The organism is Mariniluteicoccus flavus (assembly GCF_054776655.1).
This window is the reverse complement of the sequence record NZ_BAAHBN010000003.1, coordinates 414,688-432,587: the sequence shown is the minus strand read 5'-3', so window position 1 is coordinate 432,587 and position 17,900 is coordinate 414,688. Positions and strand designations below refer to the sequence as shown.

Here is a 17,900-nt window from a genome sequence, read left to right as displayed (position 1 = left end):
GTGGTCGTGGGGTGCCGCTTGTTCGGCACGCCGGCCAACCCCAGCGCTCCCATGCGTCGCTCCACGGTGCAGCGGGCGACGTGCTCGCCGGGATACTCGCGCGCCAAGGCCTTCCACATCTTCCGGAGCGTTCTGGTCCCCCTTTGGTCCCCTTATCCACAGGGAAGCGCGTCGAGGCGGCCTGGCCGTCAACAGGCGATCGCCCGGCATCACCCCAGGGGGACCAGAGGGGGACCACCGAAAACGACCCCCGGACATGATGAAGCCCAGGCGAGAAACCTACTCTCACCTGGGCTTTTACGTCGGGCTGACAGGATTTGAACCTGCGACCCCCTGACCCCCAGTCAGGTGCGCTACCAAGCTGCGCCACAGCCCGTGGCATGGATTTTCAGTTGTTCGGGCCGACCAGAGCGGGGTAAACCCCTTAACCCCCAGTCAAGTGCGCTACCAAGCTGCGCTACAGCCCGCCATTGCTCGGCCGAACCATAAGGCCGACCGAGGAAGAACAGTACCGGATCGGAGTCGCGTTTGTCGCATCGACACGACTGACCGGGTGGGTGGCGACCTGGTGCCGCGTACTCCCGGCACCAGTTCGCCACCCGGGCGGTCAGTCAGCGCAGGTGGAGCTCCACCCGCCGGTTCTTGGCGCGGTTCTCCTCCGACGTGTTCGGTACGCGGGGGTCGGCCTCCCCGCGGCTCTGTTCGGTGACGGCGGTTCCCGCGGGAACCCTCGGGCGGAGGTACGCGGCCACATGCGCCGCCCGGCGCCGCGACAGGTCGAGGCCGTGCGCGTCGGAGCCCAGGTCGTCGGTGAACCCGACCACCTCGAGGCGGCCACTCCCCCGCCGCGCCGTGACGCGCCGGGCGACCTCGTCGAGTGCGGCGGCTGCGTTGGGGCCGAGCACGTCGGAGTCCTTGCCGAACAGCACGCTGGCCTCGATCACCACGTCGAGACTCGTGGTGGATTCTGCGGTCTGTTGGCGCCCGTCCCGCGACTCCTGCCGATGGGTGAGGTCGGTCGCAGACTGGATGGGATACGTACGCGGTGTCGCGTCCCGCGGCAGCGGCGTGGGTGCGATGGTCTTGGCGTACGCGGGGGTCGCCGACCCGAGCAGGAGCAGCGCGACCACCGCGGCCTCAGCGCACCGGGATCGCATCGAAGCTCCCGAACGGGCCGAACTGGAGGGCGACCGTCGTGGTGGACTCGGGCAGCGGGCCGAAGACGCAGGAGGCCCAGATGATGTCGCCGGCGTCGACGTCCCGGTTGAGGGAGGGACCGCACACAGCACTCTGATTGACGGTTGAGGGAAGGTGAATGGTGCCTGCATCCGCGTCAACGATGCGCATGGACTGCGGGCTGTCTTCGGTAATGATGAACGTCGAGAGGGTCTGGAGGAAGTACGATTTCTGCCCCGACAGGACGGTCATGCGTACCGACACGACCGTGCCCTTCCGCTCCCGCTTGATCGGGAACACCTCGGCCTTCACGCGGGCACCCGACTGGGCGGCCTCGCGAGTGGCGACCGGGGCGACGGTGGGCAGGGGCTCGTGCGGGGTGGCCGAGGCCGCGGGGGTTGCCGGAGCGCTGGGAACCGGCGCAGCCGGCGGGTTCGTCGTGGAGGGGGTGGGGGTGGGAACAGCGACCGTGCAGCCGGTGCTGAGCGTGAGCGCAATCGTCGCGAGGACGGCGAGTTCTCGTGTCATGCTTCGAGGCTAGGGAAGCGGAAGGGGCCGTGGGGCGCTGCGGTGAGGGATCTGTGGATAACTCGGGGATTGCTTCGACTCGCTGGCGCTCGCTCAGCAAGCGTGGGCCGGCTCTTCGACTCGCGGAGCCTTGGCGGATGCGGCGTCTGGTTCCTGTCGGGTGTGCTGAGCGAGGCCGCTCTGCGGCTGAGTCGAAGCGCTCGCTCGGAGGACGTCAGGTCGTCTTGCGGCGCGTTCCCGCGTACATCAGCACCGGGGCCGCGATCACCAGCGCCGCTCCCACGAACTGCAGCGGCGACAGCCGCTCCCCCAGGAACGCCGCACCCAGGGCGACGGCCACGACCGGGATCACGTACGTCACCATCGTCCCGACCGTCGGGCCCGCCGCCCGCACGATGTCGTAGTGGACCCACGTCGCGAGTCCCGTGCCGACCAGTCCCAGGGCCAGGACCGATCCGACGGCCAGCGTCACCACCGATCCACTCGCGTGCACTGTCAGCGGCGCGGGTGCGAAACCGGCGGCCCACGCCACCGCGTACACGACGATCATCTGGACGCTCGCGAGCACCAGCTGCATCGTCGGCTGGGCGAGCCCGCCGAGGTCGCGGCCGCCGATGAAGCGGCGGTTGTAGACCCAGCCGATGCCGTAGCAGCACGACGCGCCCAACACCATGGCGAACCCGAGCGGGTCCGGGCGGCCGACGACCTGCCACGGCTGGAGGATGACGAGCACGCCGACGATGCCGACCAGAAGCGCCGCGGCCTTGCGGCGCGTCAGGCGATCGGTCGGCAGGAAGAGCGTGCTGAACGCGGCGGTCCACAGAGGGGTGGAGGCGTTGCCGATGCCGGAGAGCGCGGACGGTACGCGCTCCCCCGCCAGCGCGAAGAGGGTGTACGGGATCGAGCACAGGAACAGCGCCGTCACGAACAGGTGGCCGACGGTCGACCACTCGCGCGGCCACCGCGTACGCAGGGCCAGGGCGAGCACGACCAGGACCAGGGCGCCGCTGACCATGCGGCCGGCCGCGATCTGGAGCGGCACGAGCGCGTAGAGGCCGACCTTGATCAGCAGGAAGCTCGCACCCCAGACGAGGCTGAGCGCCGCGAAAAGGACGGGCCAGGAGGACCGGCGGGGTGGCTGGGTCATGGGGTGCTGGGCGAGGCTTCGACTCGCTGCGCTCGCTCAGCCAACGTGGGGGGTGGCGAGGCTTCGACTCGCTGCGCTCGCTCAGCCAACGTGGGGGGTGGCGAGGCTTCGACTCGCTGCGCTCGCTCAGCCAACGTGGGGGGTGGCGAGGCTTCGACTCGCTGCGCTCCCTCAGCCAACGTGGTGGGAGGCGAGGCTTCGACTCGCTGCGCTCGCTCAGCCAACGTGGTGGAGTCCGCTCCCTCAACCAACGTGGTGGAGTCCGCTCCCTCAACCAACGTGGCGGAGTCCGCTCGCTCAGCCAACGTGGTGGTCACCGGTTCTTGCGCTTCTCCCGCGCGCGCACCTCGACGTGCACCGGCGTGCCGGTGAAGTCGAACTCCTCGCGCAGGCGGCGCTCGACGAATCGGACATAGCCCGGGTCGAGCAGCCCCGATGTGAACAGCACAAACGTCGGCGGGCAGTTCTGGGCCTGGGTGCCGAACAGGACGCGGGGCTGCTTGCCGCCGCGTACGGGGTGGGGGTGGGCGGCGACGACGCGGCCGAGGAACGCGTTCAGCTTGCCGGTCGAGATGCGGGTCTCCCACGCGGCCAGGGCCTGCTCGATGGTCTTGCCGAGCTTGTTGACGTTGCGGCCCGACAGCGCCGAGATGTTCACCCGCTCCGACCAGCCGAACGCCTGTACGTCGCGCTCGATCTCGCGCTCGAGATAGTGGCGGCGCTCCTCGTCGGTGAGGTCCCACTTGTTGTAGGCGATGACCAGCGCGCGACCGGCCTCCTCGATGCTGGTGAGGATGCGGAGGTCCTGGTCGCTGATCGACTCCGACGAGTCGATGACCATGACGCACAGCTCGGCGCGCTCGATGGCGCCCTGCGTACGCAGGCTCGCGTAGTACTCGTGGCCGGACGCCTCCTTGACCCGGCGGCGGATGCCGGCGGTGTCGATGAACCGATAGACCGTGCCGTCGACCTCGACCAGCTCGTCGACGGGGTCGACCGTCGTGCCGGCGACGTTGTCGACGACCACGCGCTGCCGGCCCGCGAGCTTGTTCAGCAGCGAGCTCTTGCCGACGTTCGGCTTGCCGACCAGCGCGATGCGGCGCGGCCCGCCCACGACGTCGTACGCCTGCGCCGGCGCCTCGGGCAGCACGTCCAGCAGGGCGTCGAGCAGGTCGCCCGTGCCGCGGCCGTGCATGGCGGAGACGGCCCAGGGCTGGCCCAGGCCGAGGTTCCACATGGACGCGGCCTCGGCCTCGGTGCGCTGGTCGTCGACCTTGTTCGCGGCGAGGATGACCGGCTTGTGGGAGCGGCGCAGCACCTGGACGACGGCCTCGTCCTCGTCGAGCGTGCCGACGGTGGCGTCGACGACGAACAGCACGGCATCGGCGGCCGCGATGGCGAGCTCGGCCTGCTCGGCGATCTGGGCCGCCATGCCCTGGGCGTCAGACGCCCAGCCGCCGGTGTCGACCACGACGAAGTCCTTGCCGTTCCAGTTCGCGTCATAGGAGACGCGGTCGCGCGTCACGCCCGGGGTGTCCTGGACGACGGCCTCGCGGCGCCCGATGATGCGGTTGACCAGCGTCGACTTGCCGACGTTGGGGCGGCCGACGACGGCGACGACCGGCTTGATGACGGCCTCGCCGGACTCCCCCATCGCGCCCTCGTTGATGCTCGTGCCCTCGTTGGTGCCTGCGGCCTCGTGCTCGCTCATGTGTCCCATCCTGCCCGGTTCGCTCGTGTCGGCCGGGCAGGCACGCTCACGCCGCCAGCGTCGGGGTCTCGAGCGGCGCCGGTGCGCCCGGCAGCTGCATCCCGCACATCTCCTGCGCGTACGCCAAGTGGTCCACCAGCTGGCGGCGTACCTCTTCGGTCGTCGACGCCACGTGGGCCTGCGTACGCGGCCAGGGGACCTGCGGAACGGCAATCGGTTCACCGTACACGATGTGGATGGGTGCGCCGCGCCGCGGAAGCTGGCTGATCGTCTGTCCGGGCTGGCGCGAGCCGATGATCGCGACCGGGACGATGGGCGCGCCGGTGACCATCGCGAGGTAGACCGCGCCGCCCTTGATCTCCCGCATCTCGCCGTCGTCGCGGCCGCCCTCGGGGAAGATCGCGAACGCGCGGTCCTCGCGCAGCACCTTCACCGCGCGTCGCAGCGCGTGGGTGTCGACGTGGTTCTGGTCCACCGGGATCTGGCCGATCACCTCCAGCAGCTCGCCGACGGTGCCGGAGAACAGCTCGCTCTTGGCCATCGCGAAGGTGACCCGGCGGGTCATCGCGACCAGCAGCGGGCCGTCGAGGACGCCGAGGTGGTTGGCGGCGAGGATGACGGGCCCGTCCATCGGCACGTTCTCCATGCCGTGGGTGCGGACACGCCAGACGCGCCGGAACAACCAAGCGCCGAGGCGGCGCAGGAGGCGGAGGACGAGGGCCCGGGTCGGGGGTACGCCGGTGTGCACGTGCGGCAGGTCGGGAGTCACGGGGGTGCGGAGCGTACGCACGTTCTTGAGATCCAGGCTGTCGGTCACGGCACTCTCTCTTCGCTAGCTGTCGTGTGGGGGTGGTGTTTCGGCGAGGCGGCAGATGGTGTCGACCACGGCGTCGAGGTCGAGGTGGGTCGAGTCGACGACGGTCACGCCCGGCGCCGCTTCGGTGAAGCGGGTGACCGCGGAGTCGTCGCGGTCGCGGCGGACCACCTGGTCGGTGACCTGGTCGGCGCTGGCGCGGTCGCCGAGCTCGGCCTGGCGGCGGGCGACCCGGGCCTCGGGATCGGCGACGAGCAGGACGCGGACCTGCGCGTCAGGCGCGACGACCGTGGTGATGTCGCGGCCCTCGACGACGATGCGGTCGCCGGCTGTCGTGATGGCGGCGCGCTGGCGGGCGATCAGGTCGTCGCGGACGGCCTGGACGCCGGCGACGCGGCTCACGTGCTCGCTGATGCGGGGCTCGCGGATGGCGTCGGTGACGTCGGTGCCGTCGACGCTGATGGCGAAGGCGGCGGGATCGGTAGCGATGGCGATGTCGGCGAGGGCGACCTGGCGGGCGATCTCGGTCGGGTCGGTGGTGTCGTCGCGCAGGACCAGCCAGGTGGCCGCGCGATACATCGCGCCGGTGTCGAGGTAGGCCAGTCCCAACCGCTGGGCGACGCCCCGCGCGGTGCTCGACTTGCCCGACCCACTGGGGCCGTCGATGGCGATCACCATCGGCTGCTTCTCCACGTCTGTCACAGTAATCATCCCTTTCTGGCGCCCACGCCACGCGGCATGGGCGCGAACCAACATGTCATGCATCGTTCACCGAGCCGCACCTGAGCGTCGGCGGCCGGTCACCGGCCGCGGTCGACCGCCCAGCCGCGGGACCGCATCGCGTCGGCCAGGCCGGCGGCGCGGTCGGGGGCGACCGCCAACTCGAGGTGGCCGATCTGGCGCACCGGGTCGTGGTCGATCGCGATGTCCTCGATGTTCACGCCGACCTCGTCGGCGTCACGGAACAGGCGGCCCAGCGAGCCGGGCTCGTCGGGGATCTCGACGCTCACGTGGGCATAGTCGACTGCCGCCGCGCCGTGCTTGCCGGGGATCGCGCGGGTGCCGTCGACGCCGCGCTGCAGGGCCTCGCGTACGCCGGGGCCGTCACGGACCGCAGAGGCGAGGTGCTCCAGCCGCGCCGCCAGCGCGTCGAGCTGGGCGCCGACCGCCTCGGCGTTCTCGGTGAGGATCTGCTCCCACAGGTCGGGGTCGCCGGCGGCGATGCGGGTGACGTCGCGCAGGCCCTGACCCGCGAGGGCGAGGTGGGCGGGGTCGGTGTCGGTGAGCCCGGCGGCGACCAGCGCCGACACGGCGTGGGGCAGGTGAGACACAGCCGCGACGGCCACGTCGTGCTCGGCGGCGTGCATGGTCACCAGGCGGGCGCCGCAGTCGGTGGCGAGGCGGCGTACGGCGTCAACCGCGTGGGGCGCAGCCGCGGCGTGCGGCGTGACGACCCAGGTGCGGTCGACGAACAGGTCGGCGCGGGCGCCGACAGGGCCGGCGACGTGGGAGCCGGCCATGGGGTGGGAGCCGACGTAGCGATCGAGTGGTACGCCGCTCTCCTGCAGTCCGGCCAGCACGCGCCGCTTGACCGAGCCGACGTCGGTGACGACGGCGTTCGGGAACTCGGCGAGGGCTCCGGCGACGACGTCGGCGAGGGCCCGGGGCGGGACGGCGACGACGACGAGGGCGACGTCGTCGGGGTCGACCTCCGCCTCGCTGCCGGCACCGAGGCTCGCGGCGACCTGGACATGGGCCGGGACGGCATCGCGAAGGTGGACCTCGCGGCCGGCGGCGGTCAGGGCGCAACCGACGGACGCGCCGACGAGCCCGGCGCCGATGACGACCACCGGTGAGTCCACGTCCTCCGAGCGAGCGTGCGAATCCACGTTCTCCGAGCGAGCGTGCGAATCCACGTTCTCCGAGCGAGCGCCAGCGAGTCGAGGAGTCACTCCCCCGCCCCGAGCAGCGCAGTCAGCTCGTCGGCGCCCACCCGCCGGAACTTGCGCTGGGTCGTGCGGGTGCGGTCGAGCACCGCCACCTCCAGCGACGCCACCTCGAGCCGATCCCCCTCACCGGACAGGCCACGGACCGCCAGCCGCACGGCCTCGCCCAGCGACATCGCGTCGGTGAAGCCGGCCTCGACGGCGTCGGCGATCGCGTCGGCCGTCCCGCCCATGACCGCGAGGTGTTCCTCGTCGCCGACCGACCCGTCATAGGTCAGGCGATAGATCTGGTCGCCCTCGGGGGTCTCACCGAGCTCAGCCACGATGATCTCGACCTCGTAGGGCTTCTCGCCGCCCGAGCTGAAGATGGTGCCGAGGAGCTGGGCGTACGCGTTGGCCAGCCCGCGGCCGGTCACGTCGGCGCGATCGTAGGAATAGCCGCGCATGTCGGCGTGGCGGATTCCTGCGATGCGGAGGTTCTCGAACTCGTTGTAGCGGCCGACGGCGGCGAAGCCGATGCGGTCATAGATCTCGCTGACCTTGTGGAGGGCCTGCGAGCGGTTCTCGGCGACGAAGCAGATGCCGTCGGCATAGCGGAGCACGACCACCGAACGTCCGCGGGCGATGCCCTTGCGAGCGAAGTCGGCGCGGTCCTTCATCTGCTGCTCGGGGGCGACGTACATCATGCTCATCGCGGGATCTCCTTGGCTGGAAGGGGTTTGCGGGCGGGGCGGTCAGATCTGGGGTCGGTCAGGTCAGCGGCGCGGCTGGGCCGTCGGGACGCTCGCGGCGGCCCTCAACAATGCGGTCGACGACGCCGCCGAGCTCGGTCTCGTCGAGGCGGCGGATGCCGTCGGCCGACGCGACCATGCACACGGGGAAGATGCGGCGCTGGAGGTCGGGGCCTCCGGTCGCGGAGTCGTCGTCGGCGGCGTCGTAGAGCGCCTGGACGACGGCCGTCGCACACTCCATGGCGTCGAGGTCGGGCCGATACAGCTTCTTCAGCGAGCCGCGGGCGAACATCGAGCCCGAGCCGACCGAGTGGAACGCCGTCTCCTCATAGCGACCGCCGGTGGCGTCGTAGGAGAAGATGCGCCCCTCGTTGCGCGCGGTGTCCCAGCCGGCAAACAGCGGAAGCACAGCGAGGCCCTGCATCGCCATCGCGAGGTTGCCGCGGATCATCGCCGACAGCCGGTTGGCCTTGCCGTCGAGGGACAGCGGGGCGCCCTCGATCTTCTCGTAGTGCTCCAGCTCGACCTTGAACAGGCGCACCATCTCGACCGCGAGCCCCGCGGTGCCGGCGATGCCGACCAGCGAGAACTCGTCGGCGGCGAACACCTTCTCGATGTCGCGCTGGGCGATGATGTTGCCCATCGTGGCGCGGCGGTCGCCCGCCATGACGACGCCGCCCGCGTACGTCGCCGCGACGATCGTGGTGCCGTGGGGCGCGAGGGCGGACGCGTCGCCGGTCACCTGGCGGCCGGCGGGCAGCAGCTCGGGCGCGACCTGGCCCACGAACTCGGTGAACGAGGACGTGCCGGCGCGGAGGTAGGGCGCGGGAATGCCGAAGTCGCGGGAGCTCACTGGCCGCCCTTCTGGACGAAGGAGCGCACGAACTCCTCGGCGTTCACCTCGAGCACGCCGTCGATCTCGTCGAGGATGTCGTCGATCTCGGCGACCTGCTCCTGGCTCTGGGGAGCGGACTCGGTGACCTCGTCGGTCTCGTGGTCGCGGCGGGAGTGGCGCTCGGCCCTGGACTCGCTCATGGCTGCCTCCTGATCGATGCGGTGGTGGGACCACTCTAGTGGTGGGGACTGACAGGAATGATTCGCTCAGCCAGCGCTTCGACTCCTACGTCGCTCAGCCAGCGCTTCGACTCCTACGTCGCTCAGCCAGCGCTTCGGCTCCTACGTCGCTCAGCCAGCGCTCACGCGATGTCGAGCCGCGCCACGAGCTCGGCCAGGTCGGCCGAGGCCTCCATCGCCTCGCCCACGTGCTCGCGGGTGCCTCGCCACGGGTCGAGCGTCGGGATGCGCAGCAGCGCCTTCCGCCCCGGCACGTCCACGATCACCGAGTCCCACGACGCCGCCGCCACGCGCGCGCCGAAGCGCTGCATCAGGCGCCCCCGGAAGTACGCCCGGGTGTCGGCCGGCGGGTTGAGCCGCGCGTCCTCCACCTCGGCCTCGGTGAACATCGACTGCATGCGGCCGGCACGGACCAGCGCGTGGTGGAGGCTGCGGGCGGGGTCGACCTCGGCGTACTGCAGGTCGACCAGCGCGAGCTTCGGGTGGTCCCACGCCAGGCCGTCGCGGTCCCGATAGCGCTCCAGCAGCGCCAGTTTGGCCGCCCAGTCGAGCCGATCGGCGAGCCGCGTGGGGTCGCGGCGCAGGTCGCCGAGAACGTCGACCCACGCGGCCAGGACCGCGTCCTCGTCGCCGGTCGACCCCTCGCGATCGAGCGTCCGGGCGACGGCCTCGGCGTACGCCTCCTGGAGCTCGACGGCCGTCGTCGTGGTGCCGTCCTCGAGCAGGAACCGGGTGTCGAACGCGAGGTCGTGGCTGACCTGCTGCATGGCGCGGACCGCGTCGACGGGGCGCAGGTCGTTGGACAGCTCACCGGCCTCGATGGCCCGCAGGACCAGCGCGGCCGTGCCGACCTTGAGCCACGTCTGCCACTGCGACTGGTTGGCGTCGCCGGTGATGACATGGAGCCGACGATGCACCCTGTGGTCGGCGTGGGGCTCGTCGCGGGTGTTGATCACGGGCCGGTTCAGCGTGGTCTCGAGGCCGACCTCGGCCTCGAAGAAGTCGGCGCGCTGGGCGAGCTGGAAGCCCGGCGTACCGGACTTCTGGCCGAGGCCCACGCGGCCGGCTCCGGTGAAGACCTGTCGGCTCACGAGGAAGCCCGAGAACTGCGTGACGAAGCGGAAGAACGGGGTCGCGCGCGAGACGAGGTAGTTCTCGTGGGTGCCGTAGGACTGGCCCTTGCCGTCGGTGTTGTTCTTCCACAGGCGCAGCGGCTGGCCCAGGCGGCGCGCGGCCTCGGTTGCGGCGAGATGGGCGAGGCGGTCCCCGGCCGCGTCGAAGCGCGCGGCCTCGCGGGCGCTGGTGACCTCGGGCCCGGAATATTCGGGGTGGGCGTGGTCGACATAGAGCCGCGCCCCGTTGGTCAGCACGAGGTTGGCCATCGTGTCGTCGTCGGTGAGCTGGCTGGGATCAGCGGTGCCGCGGTCGACCGTGAACCCGCGCGCGTCGACCAGCGGGCTCTCGGTCGCGTAGTCCCAGCCCTCGTTCACCGTGGCGAGGCCGGCGTATGCGCGGATCACCGCGTTCGACCAGTGCATCGGGTGGAGGTCGGTCGCGGGCCCGTCGCCGGTCACCGTGATGCCGAACTCCGTCTCCAGGCCGAACAGGCTGCGCATGGTGGCGAGCCTACCGATTGGCGTAGTGTCGGCCCGTGCGACAAGTCCCCGGGCAGAAGGTCATGGCCGGGGTCCTCGACGTCACCCTCGTCATGACCTTCCTGCTGATCAGCCGCGTCAGCCACGAGCGGTCCCTCGCCCCGGCGACCGTGTGGCAGACCACGTGGCCCTTCCTCGCCGGCCTGGCGGTGGGCTGGGTGATGACCCGATCCTGGCGCAACCCCCTCACCGAGGTGTCGGCGCTGGGCGTATGGGCCTGCACCGTCGCGGGTGGATTCCTCCACCGCTATCTCATGAGGCCCCAGCCCAAGACCGCCGACGTCGTCGTCGCCGTGCTCGTGCTCGGCTTCCTGCTGTGCGGCTGGCGGCTGATGGCGTTCCTCGTCCAGTCGCTGCGCCGTCGCCGGGCGCAGGGCCTGCCGGTGGACTAGGAGATGGCGACCTAGAGGTATTGCCCCGTCGTCCGCGCCGTCTCGATCGTCCGCTCGGTCGGCTGCTTGCTCGTGAACAGCGTGCGGATGTGGACGATGCGCTCCCCCTTGCGGCCCGACACCTTCGCCCAGTCGTCGGGATTGCTCGTGTTGGGCAGGTCCTCGTTCTCGGCGAACTCGTCGTCGCAGGCCTGCAGGAGCATGGCCACGCCGATGCCGCCCGAGCCGCCGGCGATCTTCTCCTTGATCGCGGCCTTCTTCGCGCGGTCGATGATGTTGCGGATCATCGCGCCCGAGCTGAAGTCCTTGAAGTGGAGCACCTCGGTGTCGCCCCCGGCGTATGTCACCTCGAGGAACTCGTTGTCCTTGGTGGTCGCATACATGTGGTCGACCACCGCGTCGACCATCGCCGCCCGGCAGCGTTCGGCGGAGCCGCCGAACTCCGCCACGTCGGCCTCGAGCAGCGGCAGGCCCGCGGTCAGGTATTTCGCGAAGATCTCCCGGGCGGCCTCGGCGTCGGGCCGCTCGATGCGGATCTTCACGTCGAGCCGGCCTGGCCGCAGGATGGCGGGGTCGATCATGTCCTCGCGGTTGGAGGCGCCGATCACGATGACGTTGTCGAGCCCCTCCACGCCGTCGAGCTCGGACAGCAGCTGGGGCACGATCGTGTTCTCGACATCGCTCGAGACGCCCGAGCCGCGGGTGCGGAACAGCGAGTCCATCTCGTCGAAGAAGACGATCACCGGCATGCCTTCCGACGCCTTGGCGCGGGCCCGCTGGAAGATCTGCCGGATGTGGCGCTCGGTCTCGCCGACATATTTGTTCAGCAGCTCGGGGCCCTTGACGTTGAAGAAGAACGAGCGGCCCTCCTGGCCGGTCGTGGCCGTCACCTTCTTCGCCAGCGAATTGGCCACGGCCTTCGCGATCATGGTCTTTCCGCAGCCGGGCGGGCCATAGAGCAGGACGCCCTTCGGCGGCGTCAGCTCGTAGGCCGCGTACAGGTCGCGGTGGAGGAACGGCAGCTCGACCGCGTCCTGGATCAGGCCGATCTGGCTCGTGAGGCCGCCGATCGCCGAATAGTCGATGTCGGGCACCTCTTCGAGCACCAGCTCCTCGACGTCGAGCTTCGGCACGACCTCGAAGGCGAACAGCACCTTGCGGTCGATCAGGAGCTGGTCGCCGGCGCGGATCTCGGTGTCGAGCAGCGTGTCGGCCAGCCGCACCACGAGCTCCTCGTCGGAGTGGGCGACCACGAGGGCGCGGCGGCGGTCCTCGAGCAGGTCCTTGACCGACATCACCTCGCCGCGCTCGGGAGTGTCGACGACGCCGACGACGACCATGGAGTCGTTGACGACGACCTGGGCACCAGCCCGGAGGTCGCGGGTGGGCACCTCGGCCGACACGGTCGTGCGTACGCGGCGGTTGGAGACGTTGAGGTCGACCACCGGAACGGCCGCACCGAGTTCGGGGTCCACCACCCGCTCGACGACGCCGAACGTGACCGGGGGCTCGGCGAGCGCGTCGAGCTGGGACTTGAGCGCGATGAGCCGGTCGCGGGCCTCCTTGAGCGTGCGCGAGAGGCGCTCGTTCTGGGCGGCGACCGAACGGGCGTCCTGGCGCGCTTCGCTGAGGCGCTTCTCGAGGAGCGCGAAGTCGTGCGGGTGGGGCTCAGGCGTCATTCCCCGAGGCTACCGGGAGGGTGTGACAGAAGGCTTCGACTCGCTGGCGCTCGCTCAGCCAACGTGGAGGTCGCGCCTCACTCAGCCAACGTGGAGGTCGCGCCTCACTCAGCCAACGTGGAGGTCGCGCCTCACTCAGCCAACCTGGAGGTCGCGCTCGCTCAGCCAACGTGGAGGTCGCGCCTCACTCCGTCGGCAGTCGACCCGCCTCGGGGTCGATCGCCCACGACGGGCGCGGGCCGGTGTAGTCGGCGCCGTACGCGCCCGGGGCCGGGCGACGCTTGCGCTTCGGCGTGGTCACGCCCGGCGCGAGCCGGCGCGCGACGATCAGGAAGCCCGTGTGGGACGTCGACCCGTGGGCCGGGCGGATCGCCAGGCCCTCCGCGTGCCAGCCGCGGATCGTCGTCTCGAGCCCCTCGGGCTCGGTGAACCCCTCGTGGACGCGGATCTGGTCCATGGTGCGCCCGAGCTGGGTGGTGGTGGCCACGTAGCAGAGCAGCACGCCGCCCGGCACGAGGTGGCGGGCCACGTCGTCGATGCAGTCCCACGGGGCCAGCATGTCGAGGATCACGCGGTCGACCTCGCCGACGCGTACGCGGTCCTGGTGGTCCTCGGACGACGGGTCGTCGCCGTCGGCCTGCAGGACCTCGACGAGGTCGCCCACGACGATGGTGTGGGCCGGGTGGGGGCCGCCGACCCAGTTCTCGACGTTGCGACCGGCGATCTCCGCGAAGTCCGCACGCCGCTCCACCGACACGAGGCGTCCCGTCGGCCCGAGGGCGCGCAACAGGGAGAGGGACAGGCCGCCCGAACCCACTCCCGCCTCGAGCACCCGCGCCCCGGGAAAGACGTCGAGGAGCCCGACGATCTGGGCCGCCTCCTTCGGATAGATGATCGCCGCGCCCCGCGGCATCGTCACCGTGTAGTCGGAGAGCAACGGCCGCAGCACGAGGAACGCCATGCCGCCGACCGAGGTGACGACGTTGCCGTCCGGGCCGCCGATGATGTCGTCGTGCGGCACGCCGCCCTTGGTCGTGTGGAATGACTTGCCGGGCGTCAGCCTGATCGAGTGCTTCTTGCCCTTCGGGTCGGTGAGCGTCACCCACTCCCCCTCGGCCAGCGGGCCCGTGCGTACGCCGGAGTGGTCGGGGGTCACCATCGAAGTGCCCATCCACCGAGCTGGTTGTTGGGGCCGGCATGGTTCTTGAACTCGTCGTCGACGGTCAGGCCGTCGCGGACCGGGACGACCAGGTCGGCCTGCGTCAGCGGCAGGAGGGTCGCGTCCTGGGCAGCCTCGCGCAGCAGGGCGGCGGCGGTCGCGTCGCGGTCCTCGGCCCTGCTCGTGCGCTGATGGGCGCGCACCAACTCCCTGATCCGCTCCTGTCGGCCGGGCAGCGGGAAGTCGGTCCAGTGCTGCAACGTCATCAGGAGGCCCGCGGTGGGCGTGTGGTCGAACGTGACCCACAGGTCGCTGTCGCGGGCGTCGGGGCGCACCGTCACTTTCACCGACGCCGCCTTCTCCAACTCCCGCTCGACGGCAGCGGCCAGGTCGGCGGCGCGGCGATCGGCGCTGGGGTGGCTGAGGGTGAGCTCGTGCGTCCCGGCGGGTGGTGTCGGCCGCGCTTCGCGGGGGAACTCGCCGATCTGCGGCTCGAGCGGCGCGGGACGGTTCGACGTCTGGGTGCGCAGCACAGCCGTGGCATCGCGCACGTAGGCCCGGAGTGCTGCGTCGCCGCGCTGCGGCGAGGTCGGGTTCCACTCCAGCCGACTCGACTCACCGTGCTCGAACGTGATCGTCGCGAACCCCGCCGGGACTTTCCCGCCCGGAGGAGCCACGGCCCACAGGGCGTCCATGCGATCAGTGCTCAGGAGTCGGCCGGCCGCGGGATCGGACGCGGAATAGAGGACCAACTGGTTGGGGAAGGGATACATGCCGCCCTGGTAGCCGGGGTTGCGGTCCAACCGCACCTGACCGAGGTCGTGATAGCTGAGGACGTAGGGCCCGGAGCCCACGGGTCGCTCGAAGCCGCCCCGGGGGCCGTCGGCCGGATATTCCTTCCGGCTGACGATCGACGCGGCGGGCGAGGCCAGCGCGTACGCGAAGTTGTTGTCGGGGTGTTTCAGGGTGAAGTCGATGCGTCGCTCGGAGCGGATCTCCATCGAGGCGATCGAGTCGAGGAGACGACCGGGGGTCCCCGGCCGGGCGACCCGCTGGGCGCGCTCGATCGAGAACTTCACGTCTTCGGTCGTGAGCTTCTGCCCGTTGTTGAACTGCAGGCGCGGGATGAGCACGCAGGTGTAGGTGATGTCGTCGATGAACTTGCACTCGGCCGCGTCGCGCTCGGGACCGGTGCCGCCGGGCTGGATCGACATCAGGCGCTGGAAGGCGTGGTAGGCGACCGTGTCAGACCCCTCGTCGGCGGCGAAGGCGGGGTCGCTGGTCAGGAACTGGAACGGCAGCAGCACCGCCAGCGGGCGATGGATCGGCTTCTTCTCGGCCCCTGCCGAGCACCCGGCGACGGCCAGGACTGCGGCGACGAGGGTGGCGAACAGGCCGCGGGCCCTCATCGGTCCGACCCGGGGTGCAGCGCGGCGACCTCGTGGGCCGTCAGGCCGACCAGCGTGTCGACGACGTGGCGGCGATCGGCCTGCGGGAGGTCGACGTGGTTGCGGATCGCCAGCACGAACGCGCCTGATGCGTTGCCGGAGGTCGTTCCGGGGATCGAGTCCTCGAGCACCACGCAGTCGCGCGGGTCGACCTCGAGGCGGCGGCAGGCCTCCAGGTAGGGCTCGGGATCGGGCTTGCCGACGCGCACCTCGTCGCCGGCGACGACCGTCGCGAACGCGTCGGGGCGCAGCCGGGAGACCGCCGCGTCGAGTGTGCTGCGGTAGGACGCCGACACCAGCGCACACGGCACGTCGGACTCGGCGAAGGAGTCGAGCAGCTCGAGGGCGCCCGGCCGCCACGGGATGTCACCGGTGCGCAACTCCGCGTCGACCTGCTCGACGAGGCGGGCGACGACCCACTCCGGGGTCAGGTCGTTGCGGCCGAGGACGTCGACGATGTAGCGCCCCGAGTCGATCAGGCTGTTGCCGACCAGGTTGTGGGCGTGCTCGTCGCTCCATCGGCCGCCCAACTCGGCCACCAGCGCGTACTCGGCCCGGATCCAGATCGGCTCGGTGTCGGCGAGGGTGCCGTCGAAGTCCCACAGCGCGGCAGGGAGGCGTGCGCCTGCGTGCTCGTCGGGTCGGAGCGCGGGCTGGCTGGTGGCGGTCATATCGCCGCAAGTCTGCCAAAGAACGTGACAAGTCCCAACTGGACACACTCGGGGAGGGCGAGCCGTGCGGGACTAGAGTCGACACCATGTCCGATCCGTCGAGCCTCGATCCCCGTCCCGACCTGCGCGACCTCACCGCGCCCGTCGTGGTGATGGCCTTCGACGGCTGGAATGACGCGGGATCGGCCGCCACCGACGCGCTCACCCACCTGGTGGAGGCGTCGCAGGCCGAAGTGGCGTTCACGTTGGACTCCGAGGACTACTACGATTTCCAGGTGAACCGACCCGTCGTCACGTCCACGCGGCGAGGGCGGTCGATCGAATGGCCGGCCACGACGTTGTGGGTCGGCGACCTGCAGGGCCGCGACGTGGTGCTCGTGTCGGGGCCGGAGCCGAACCTGCGGTGGAAGTCCTTCAGTGCGGCTCTGGTGTCGGCGGTGCGGTCGACCAGGCCCTCCCTGGTGGTCATGCTCGGCGCGCTGCTGGCCGACTCGCCCCATTCGCGGCCGATCCCCGTCTCCCGCACGGCGCCGAACCGCGACCTCGCCGAACGCTTCGACGTGGAGGTCTCGAGCTATGAGGGGCCGACCGGCATCGTGGGCCTGCTGGCCGACGATTGCGCCCGCGCCGGGTTGGACGTGGTGAGCCTGTGGGCGGCGGTCCCCCACTACGTCGCGTCGCCGCCGAACCCGAAGGCCACGCTGGCGCTGATCCAGCGGCTGGAGGACACGGCCGACCTCGACGTGGACGTCACCGAGTTGCCGGAACTCGCGCGCGCCTGGGAGCGCGGCGTCGCGGAGGTGGTGGAGTCCGACGAGGACCTCGCCGACTATGTCCACAGCCTCGAGGAGGACCAGGACGAGACGGAACTGCCGGAGGCATCGGGCGACGCGATCGCGAAGGAGTTCGAGCGCTACCTGCGGCGGCGCGACTCGTGAGGTTCGCCGAGCGAGCGCCAGGGGGACGAGGTGTGGAGTTCGGCACGAACCCTGAGGTTCAGCACGCACCCTGCATGCGGGCTTCGCGGCGCACCCTGGGGTTCGCGCTCACCTCGAACCCCGAGGACGAACCCCGGGGTTCAGCAACGAACCCCCAGCATTCAGTGCTGGTGCCCCGCGAACAGCTCCGCCTTCTCGCGCAGCGTACGCACCATCGCGTCCGGATCGTCGGCGCCGAACACCGCCGAGCCGGCGACGAACACGTCGGCACCCGCCTCCACGCAGCGCTCGATCGTCGCCTCGGAGACACCGCCGTCGACCTGCAGCCAGATGTCCTTGTCGAGCGTGCCGAGCAACTCCCGCGTACGCCGGATCTTCGGCAGGCAGAGGTCGAGGAATTTCTGGCCGCCGAAGCCTGGCTCGACGGTCATGATCAACACCATGTCGAGCTCGGCCAGCAGGTCGGCATAGGGCTCGATCGGCGTCGCGGGCTTCAGCCCCATGGACGCTCGGGCCCCCCGGGCGCGCAGCTCGCGCGCCAGCCGGATCGGCGCCTTGGCGGCCTCGACGTGGAAGGTCACCGACTCGGCGCCGGCCTCCGCGTACGCCGGGGCCCAGCGGTCGGGGTCCTCGATCATCAGGTGGATGTCGAGCATCTTGTCGGTCGACTTCCGGATCGACTCGACCACGGGCAGGCCGATCGTCAGGTTCGGCACGAAGTGGTTGTCCATCACGTCGATGTGCAGGGCGTCGCATGACGGGATGCGCCCGATCTCACCGCCCAGGGCGGCGAAGTCGGAGTTCAGGATGCTCGGCGTGATCTTCATTCCC

At 70.8% G+C, this 17,900-nt stretch carries 18 protein-coding genes, 2 tRNA genes and 1 pseudogene; 2 read left to right on the top strand and 19 right to left on the bottom strand.

The annotated features are described in order from the left end of the window. The 14 genes from ACYVAG_RS08160 to dop all read right to left on the bottom strand — a co-directional run. The coding region (locus tag ACYVAG_RS08160; RefSeq protein WP_460768668.1) for a hypothetical protein at nucleotides 1-119 on the bottom strand (119 nt) is incomplete at its 3' end. Between the two features lie 183 nt (nucleotides 120-302). After that, nucleotides 303-376: transfer RNA gene (locus tag ACYVAG_RS08155), tRNA-Pro, on the bottom strand. Between the two features lie 20 nt (nucleotides 377-396). Beyond that, nucleotides 397-467, bottom strand: a tRNA-Pro gene (locus ACYVAG_RS08150). A gap of 144 nt (nucleotides 468-611) precedes the next feature. Next, nucleotides 612-1,157 (bottom strand): OmpA family protein, encoded by a 546-nt coding sequence (locus tag ACYVAG_RS08145; RefSeq protein WP_460768629.1) that lies wholly within the window; start codon nucleotides 1,155-1,157, stop codon nucleotides 612-614. Further along, complete coding sequence (locus ACYVAG_RS08140) at nucleotides 1,138-1,704, bottom strand: hypothetical protein (RefSeq protein ID WP_460768628.1); 567 nt, start codon at nucleotides 1,702-1,704, stop codon at nucleotides 1,138-1,140. The genes ACYVAG_RS08145 and ACYVAG_RS08140 overlap by 20 nt, the downstream gene beginning before the upstream one ends. Nucleotides 1,705-1,918: 214 nt before the next feature. Continuing rightward, on the bottom strand, nucleotides 1,919-2,851 hold the full coding sequence (locus tag ACYVAG_RS08135; RefSeq protein WP_460768626.1) for a DMT family transporter: 933 nt from the start codon (nucleotides 2,849-2,851) through the stop codon (nucleotides 1,919-1,921). Nucleotides 2,852-3,164: 313 nt separating this feature from the next. Further along, a complete protein-coding gene (gene der, locus ACYVAG_RS08130; RefSeq protein ID WP_460768624.1) occupies nucleotides 3,165-4,562 on the bottom strand; it encodes a ribosome biogenesis GTPase Der in 1,398 nt (465 codons plus the stop codon). Nucleotides 4,563-4,608: 46 nt separating this feature from the next. Further along, nucleotides 4,609-5,379 (bottom strand): lysophospholipid acyltransferase family protein, encoded by a 771-nt coding sequence (locus ACYVAG_RS08125; RefSeq protein ID WP_460768623.1) that lies wholly within the window; start codon nucleotides 5,377-5,379, stop codon nucleotides 4,609-4,611. 15 nt (nucleotides 5,380-5,394) lie between these two features. Then, complete coding sequence (gene cmk / locus ACYVAG_RS08120; RefSeq protein WP_460768622.1) at nucleotides 5,395-6,069, bottom strand: (d)CMP kinase; 675 nt, start codon at nucleotides 6,067-6,069, stop codon at nucleotides 5,395-5,397. Nucleotides 6,070-6,176: 107 nt separating this feature from the next. Next, on the bottom strand, nucleotides 6,177-7,238 hold the full coding sequence (locus ACYVAG_RS08115) for a prephenate dehydrogenase (protein WP_460768620.1): 1,062 nt from the start codon (nucleotides 7,236-7,238) through the stop codon (nucleotides 6,177-6,179). Between the two features lie 86 nt (nucleotides 7,239-7,324). Next, a complete protein-coding gene (prcA, locus tag ACYVAG_RS08110; RefSeq protein ID WP_460768619.1) occupies nucleotides 7,325-8,014 on the bottom strand; it encodes a proteasome subunit alpha in 690 nt (229 codons plus the stop codon). A 58-nt stretch (nucleotides 8,015-8,072) separates the two neighbouring features. Further along, nucleotides 8,073-8,906: a proteasome subunit beta gene (gene prcB, locus ACYVAG_RS08105; RefSeq protein WP_460768617.1), complete on the bottom strand. Its 834-nt coding sequence runs from the start codon at nucleotides 8,904-8,906 to the stop codon at nucleotides 8,073-8,075. Beyond that, entirely contained in the window at nucleotides 8,903-9,088 is a 186-nt protein-coding gene (locus ACYVAG_RS08100; RefSeq protein WP_460768616.1) for a ubiquitin-like protein Pup, read from the bottom strand. The genes prcB and ACYVAG_RS08100 overlap by 4 nt, the downstream gene beginning before the upstream one ends. A gap of 161 nt (nucleotides 9,089-9,249) precedes the next feature. Beyond that, nucleotides 9,250-10,743 carry a depupylase/deamidase Dop gene (gene dop, locus ACYVAG_RS08095; protein ID WP_460768615.1) on the bottom strand — a complete coding sequence of 498 codons (1,494 nt, stop codon included), beginning with the start codon at nucleotides 10,741-10,743 and terminating at the stop codon, nucleotides 9,250-9,252. Nucleotides 10,744-10,778: 35 nt separating this feature from the next. On the opposite strand from dop, the gene ACYVAG_RS08090 reads away from it, so the two are divergent. After that, nucleotides 10,779-11,174 (top strand): DUF3054 domain-containing protein, encoded by a 396-nt coding sequence (locus ACYVAG_RS08090; RefSeq protein WP_460768613.1) that lies wholly within the window; start codon nucleotides 10,779-10,781, stop codon nucleotides 11,172-11,174. Between the two features lie 11 nt (nucleotides 11,175-11,185). Here ACYVAG_RS08090 and arc read toward each other — a convergent pair whose 3' ends face one another. The 4 genes and pseudogenes from arc to ACYVAG_RS08070 all read right to left on the bottom strand — a co-directional run bounded on the left by arc (nucleotide 11,186) and on the right by ACYVAG_RS08070 (nucleotide 16,131). Then, nucleotides 11,186-12,853, bottom strand: coding sequence for a proteasome ATPase (gene arc / locus ACYVAG_RS08085; RefSeq protein ID WP_460768612.1), 1,668 nt, complete (start codon nucleotides 12,851-12,853; stop codon nucleotides 11,186-11,188). A gap of 184 nt (nucleotides 12,854-13,037) precedes the next feature. Further along, a pseudogene (locus ACYVAG_RS08080) lies at nucleotides 13,038-13,979 on the bottom strand (tRNA (adenine-N1)-methyltransferase); the annotation flags it as partial. A gap of 26 nt (nucleotides 13,980-14,005) precedes the next feature. After that, complete coding sequence (locus ACYVAG_RS08075; RefSeq protein WP_460768610.1) at nucleotides 14,006-15,421, bottom strand: ABC transporter substrate-binding protein; 1,416 nt, start codon at nucleotides 15,419-15,421, stop codon at nucleotides 14,006-14,008. Further along, nucleotides 15,418-16,131, bottom strand: coding sequence for an HAD family hydrolase (locus ACYVAG_RS08070; protein ID WP_460768609.1), 714 nt, complete (start codon nucleotides 16,129-16,131; stop codon nucleotides 15,418-15,420). The genes ACYVAG_RS08075 and ACYVAG_RS08070 overlap by 4 nt, the downstream gene beginning before the upstream one ends. A gap of 86 nt (nucleotides 16,132-16,217) precedes the next feature. Here ACYVAG_RS08070 and ACYVAG_RS08065 point away from each other — a divergent pair, with 86 nt between their 5' ends. Further along, on the top strand, nucleotides 16,218-17,069 hold the full coding sequence (locus tag ACYVAG_RS08065) for a PAC2 family protein (RefSeq protein WP_460768607.1): 852 nt from the start codon (nucleotides 16,218-16,220) through the stop codon (nucleotides 17,067-17,069). Nucleotides 17,070-17,230: 161 nt separating this feature from the next. Here ACYVAG_RS08065 and rpe read toward each other — a convergent pair whose 3' ends face one another. Continuing rightward, a complete protein-coding gene (gene rpe, locus ACYVAG_RS08060; RefSeq protein WP_460768665.1) occupies nucleotides 17,231-17,896 on the bottom strand; it encodes a ribulose-phosphate 3-epimerase in 666 nt (221 codons plus the stop codon). Nucleotides 17,897-17,900 lie beyond the last annotated feature (4 nt).

What these genes read in the sequence shown, in the direction of transcription:
- arc (WP_460768612.1), bottom strand. Translation starts at nt 12,853, where the DNA reads ATGACGCCTGAGCCCCACCCGCACGACTTCGCGCTCCTCGAGAAGCGC.
- ACYVAG_RS08145 (WP_460768629.1), bottom strand. Translation starts at nt 1,157, where the DNA reads ATGCGATCCCGGTGCGCTGAGGCCGCGGTGGTCGCGCTGCTCCTGCTC.
- rpe (WP_460768665.1), bottom strand. Translation starts at nt 17,896, where the DNA reads ATGAAGATCACGCCGAGCATCCTGAACTCCGACTTCGCCGCCCTGGGC.
- der (WP_460768624.1), bottom strand. Translation starts at nt 4,562, where the DNA reads ATGAGCGAGCACGAGGCCGCAGGCACCAACGAGGGCACGAGCATCAAC.
- dop (WP_460768615.1), bottom strand. Translation starts at nt 10,743, where the DNA reads ATGCGCAGCCTGTTCGGCCTGGAGACGGAGTTCGGCATCACGGTGACC.
- ACYVAG_RS08070 (WP_460768609.1), bottom strand. Translation starts at nt 16,131, where the DNA reads ATGACCGCCACCAGCCAGCCCGCGCTCCGACCCGACGAGCACGCAGGC.
- prcA (WP_460768619.1), bottom strand. Translation starts at nt 8,014, where the DNA reads ATGAGCATGATGTACGTCGCCCCCGAGCAGCAGATGAAGGACCGCGCC.
- ACYVAG_RS08135 (WP_460768626.1), bottom strand. Translation starts at nt 2,851, where the DNA reads ATGACCCAGCCACCCCGCCGGTCCTCCTGGCCCGTCCTTTTCGCGGCG.
- ACYVAG_RS08140 (WP_460768628.1), bottom strand. Translation starts at nt 1,704, where the DNA reads ATGACACGAGAACTCGCCGTCCTCGCGACGATTGCGCTCACGCTCAGC.
- ACYVAG_RS08065 (WP_460768607.1), top strand. Translation starts at nt 16,218, where the DNA reads ATGTCCGATCCGTCGAGCCTCGATCCCCGTCCCGACCTGCGCGACCTC.
- ACYVAG_RS08075 (WP_460768610.1), bottom strand. Translation starts at nt 15,421, where the DNA reads ATGAGGGCCCGCGGCCTGTTCGCCACCCTCGTCGCCGCAGTCCTGGCC.
- ACYVAG_RS08100 (WP_460768616.1), bottom strand. Translation starts at nt 9,088, where the DNA reads ATGAGCGAGTCCAGGGCCGAGCGCCACTCCCGCCGCGACCACGAGACC.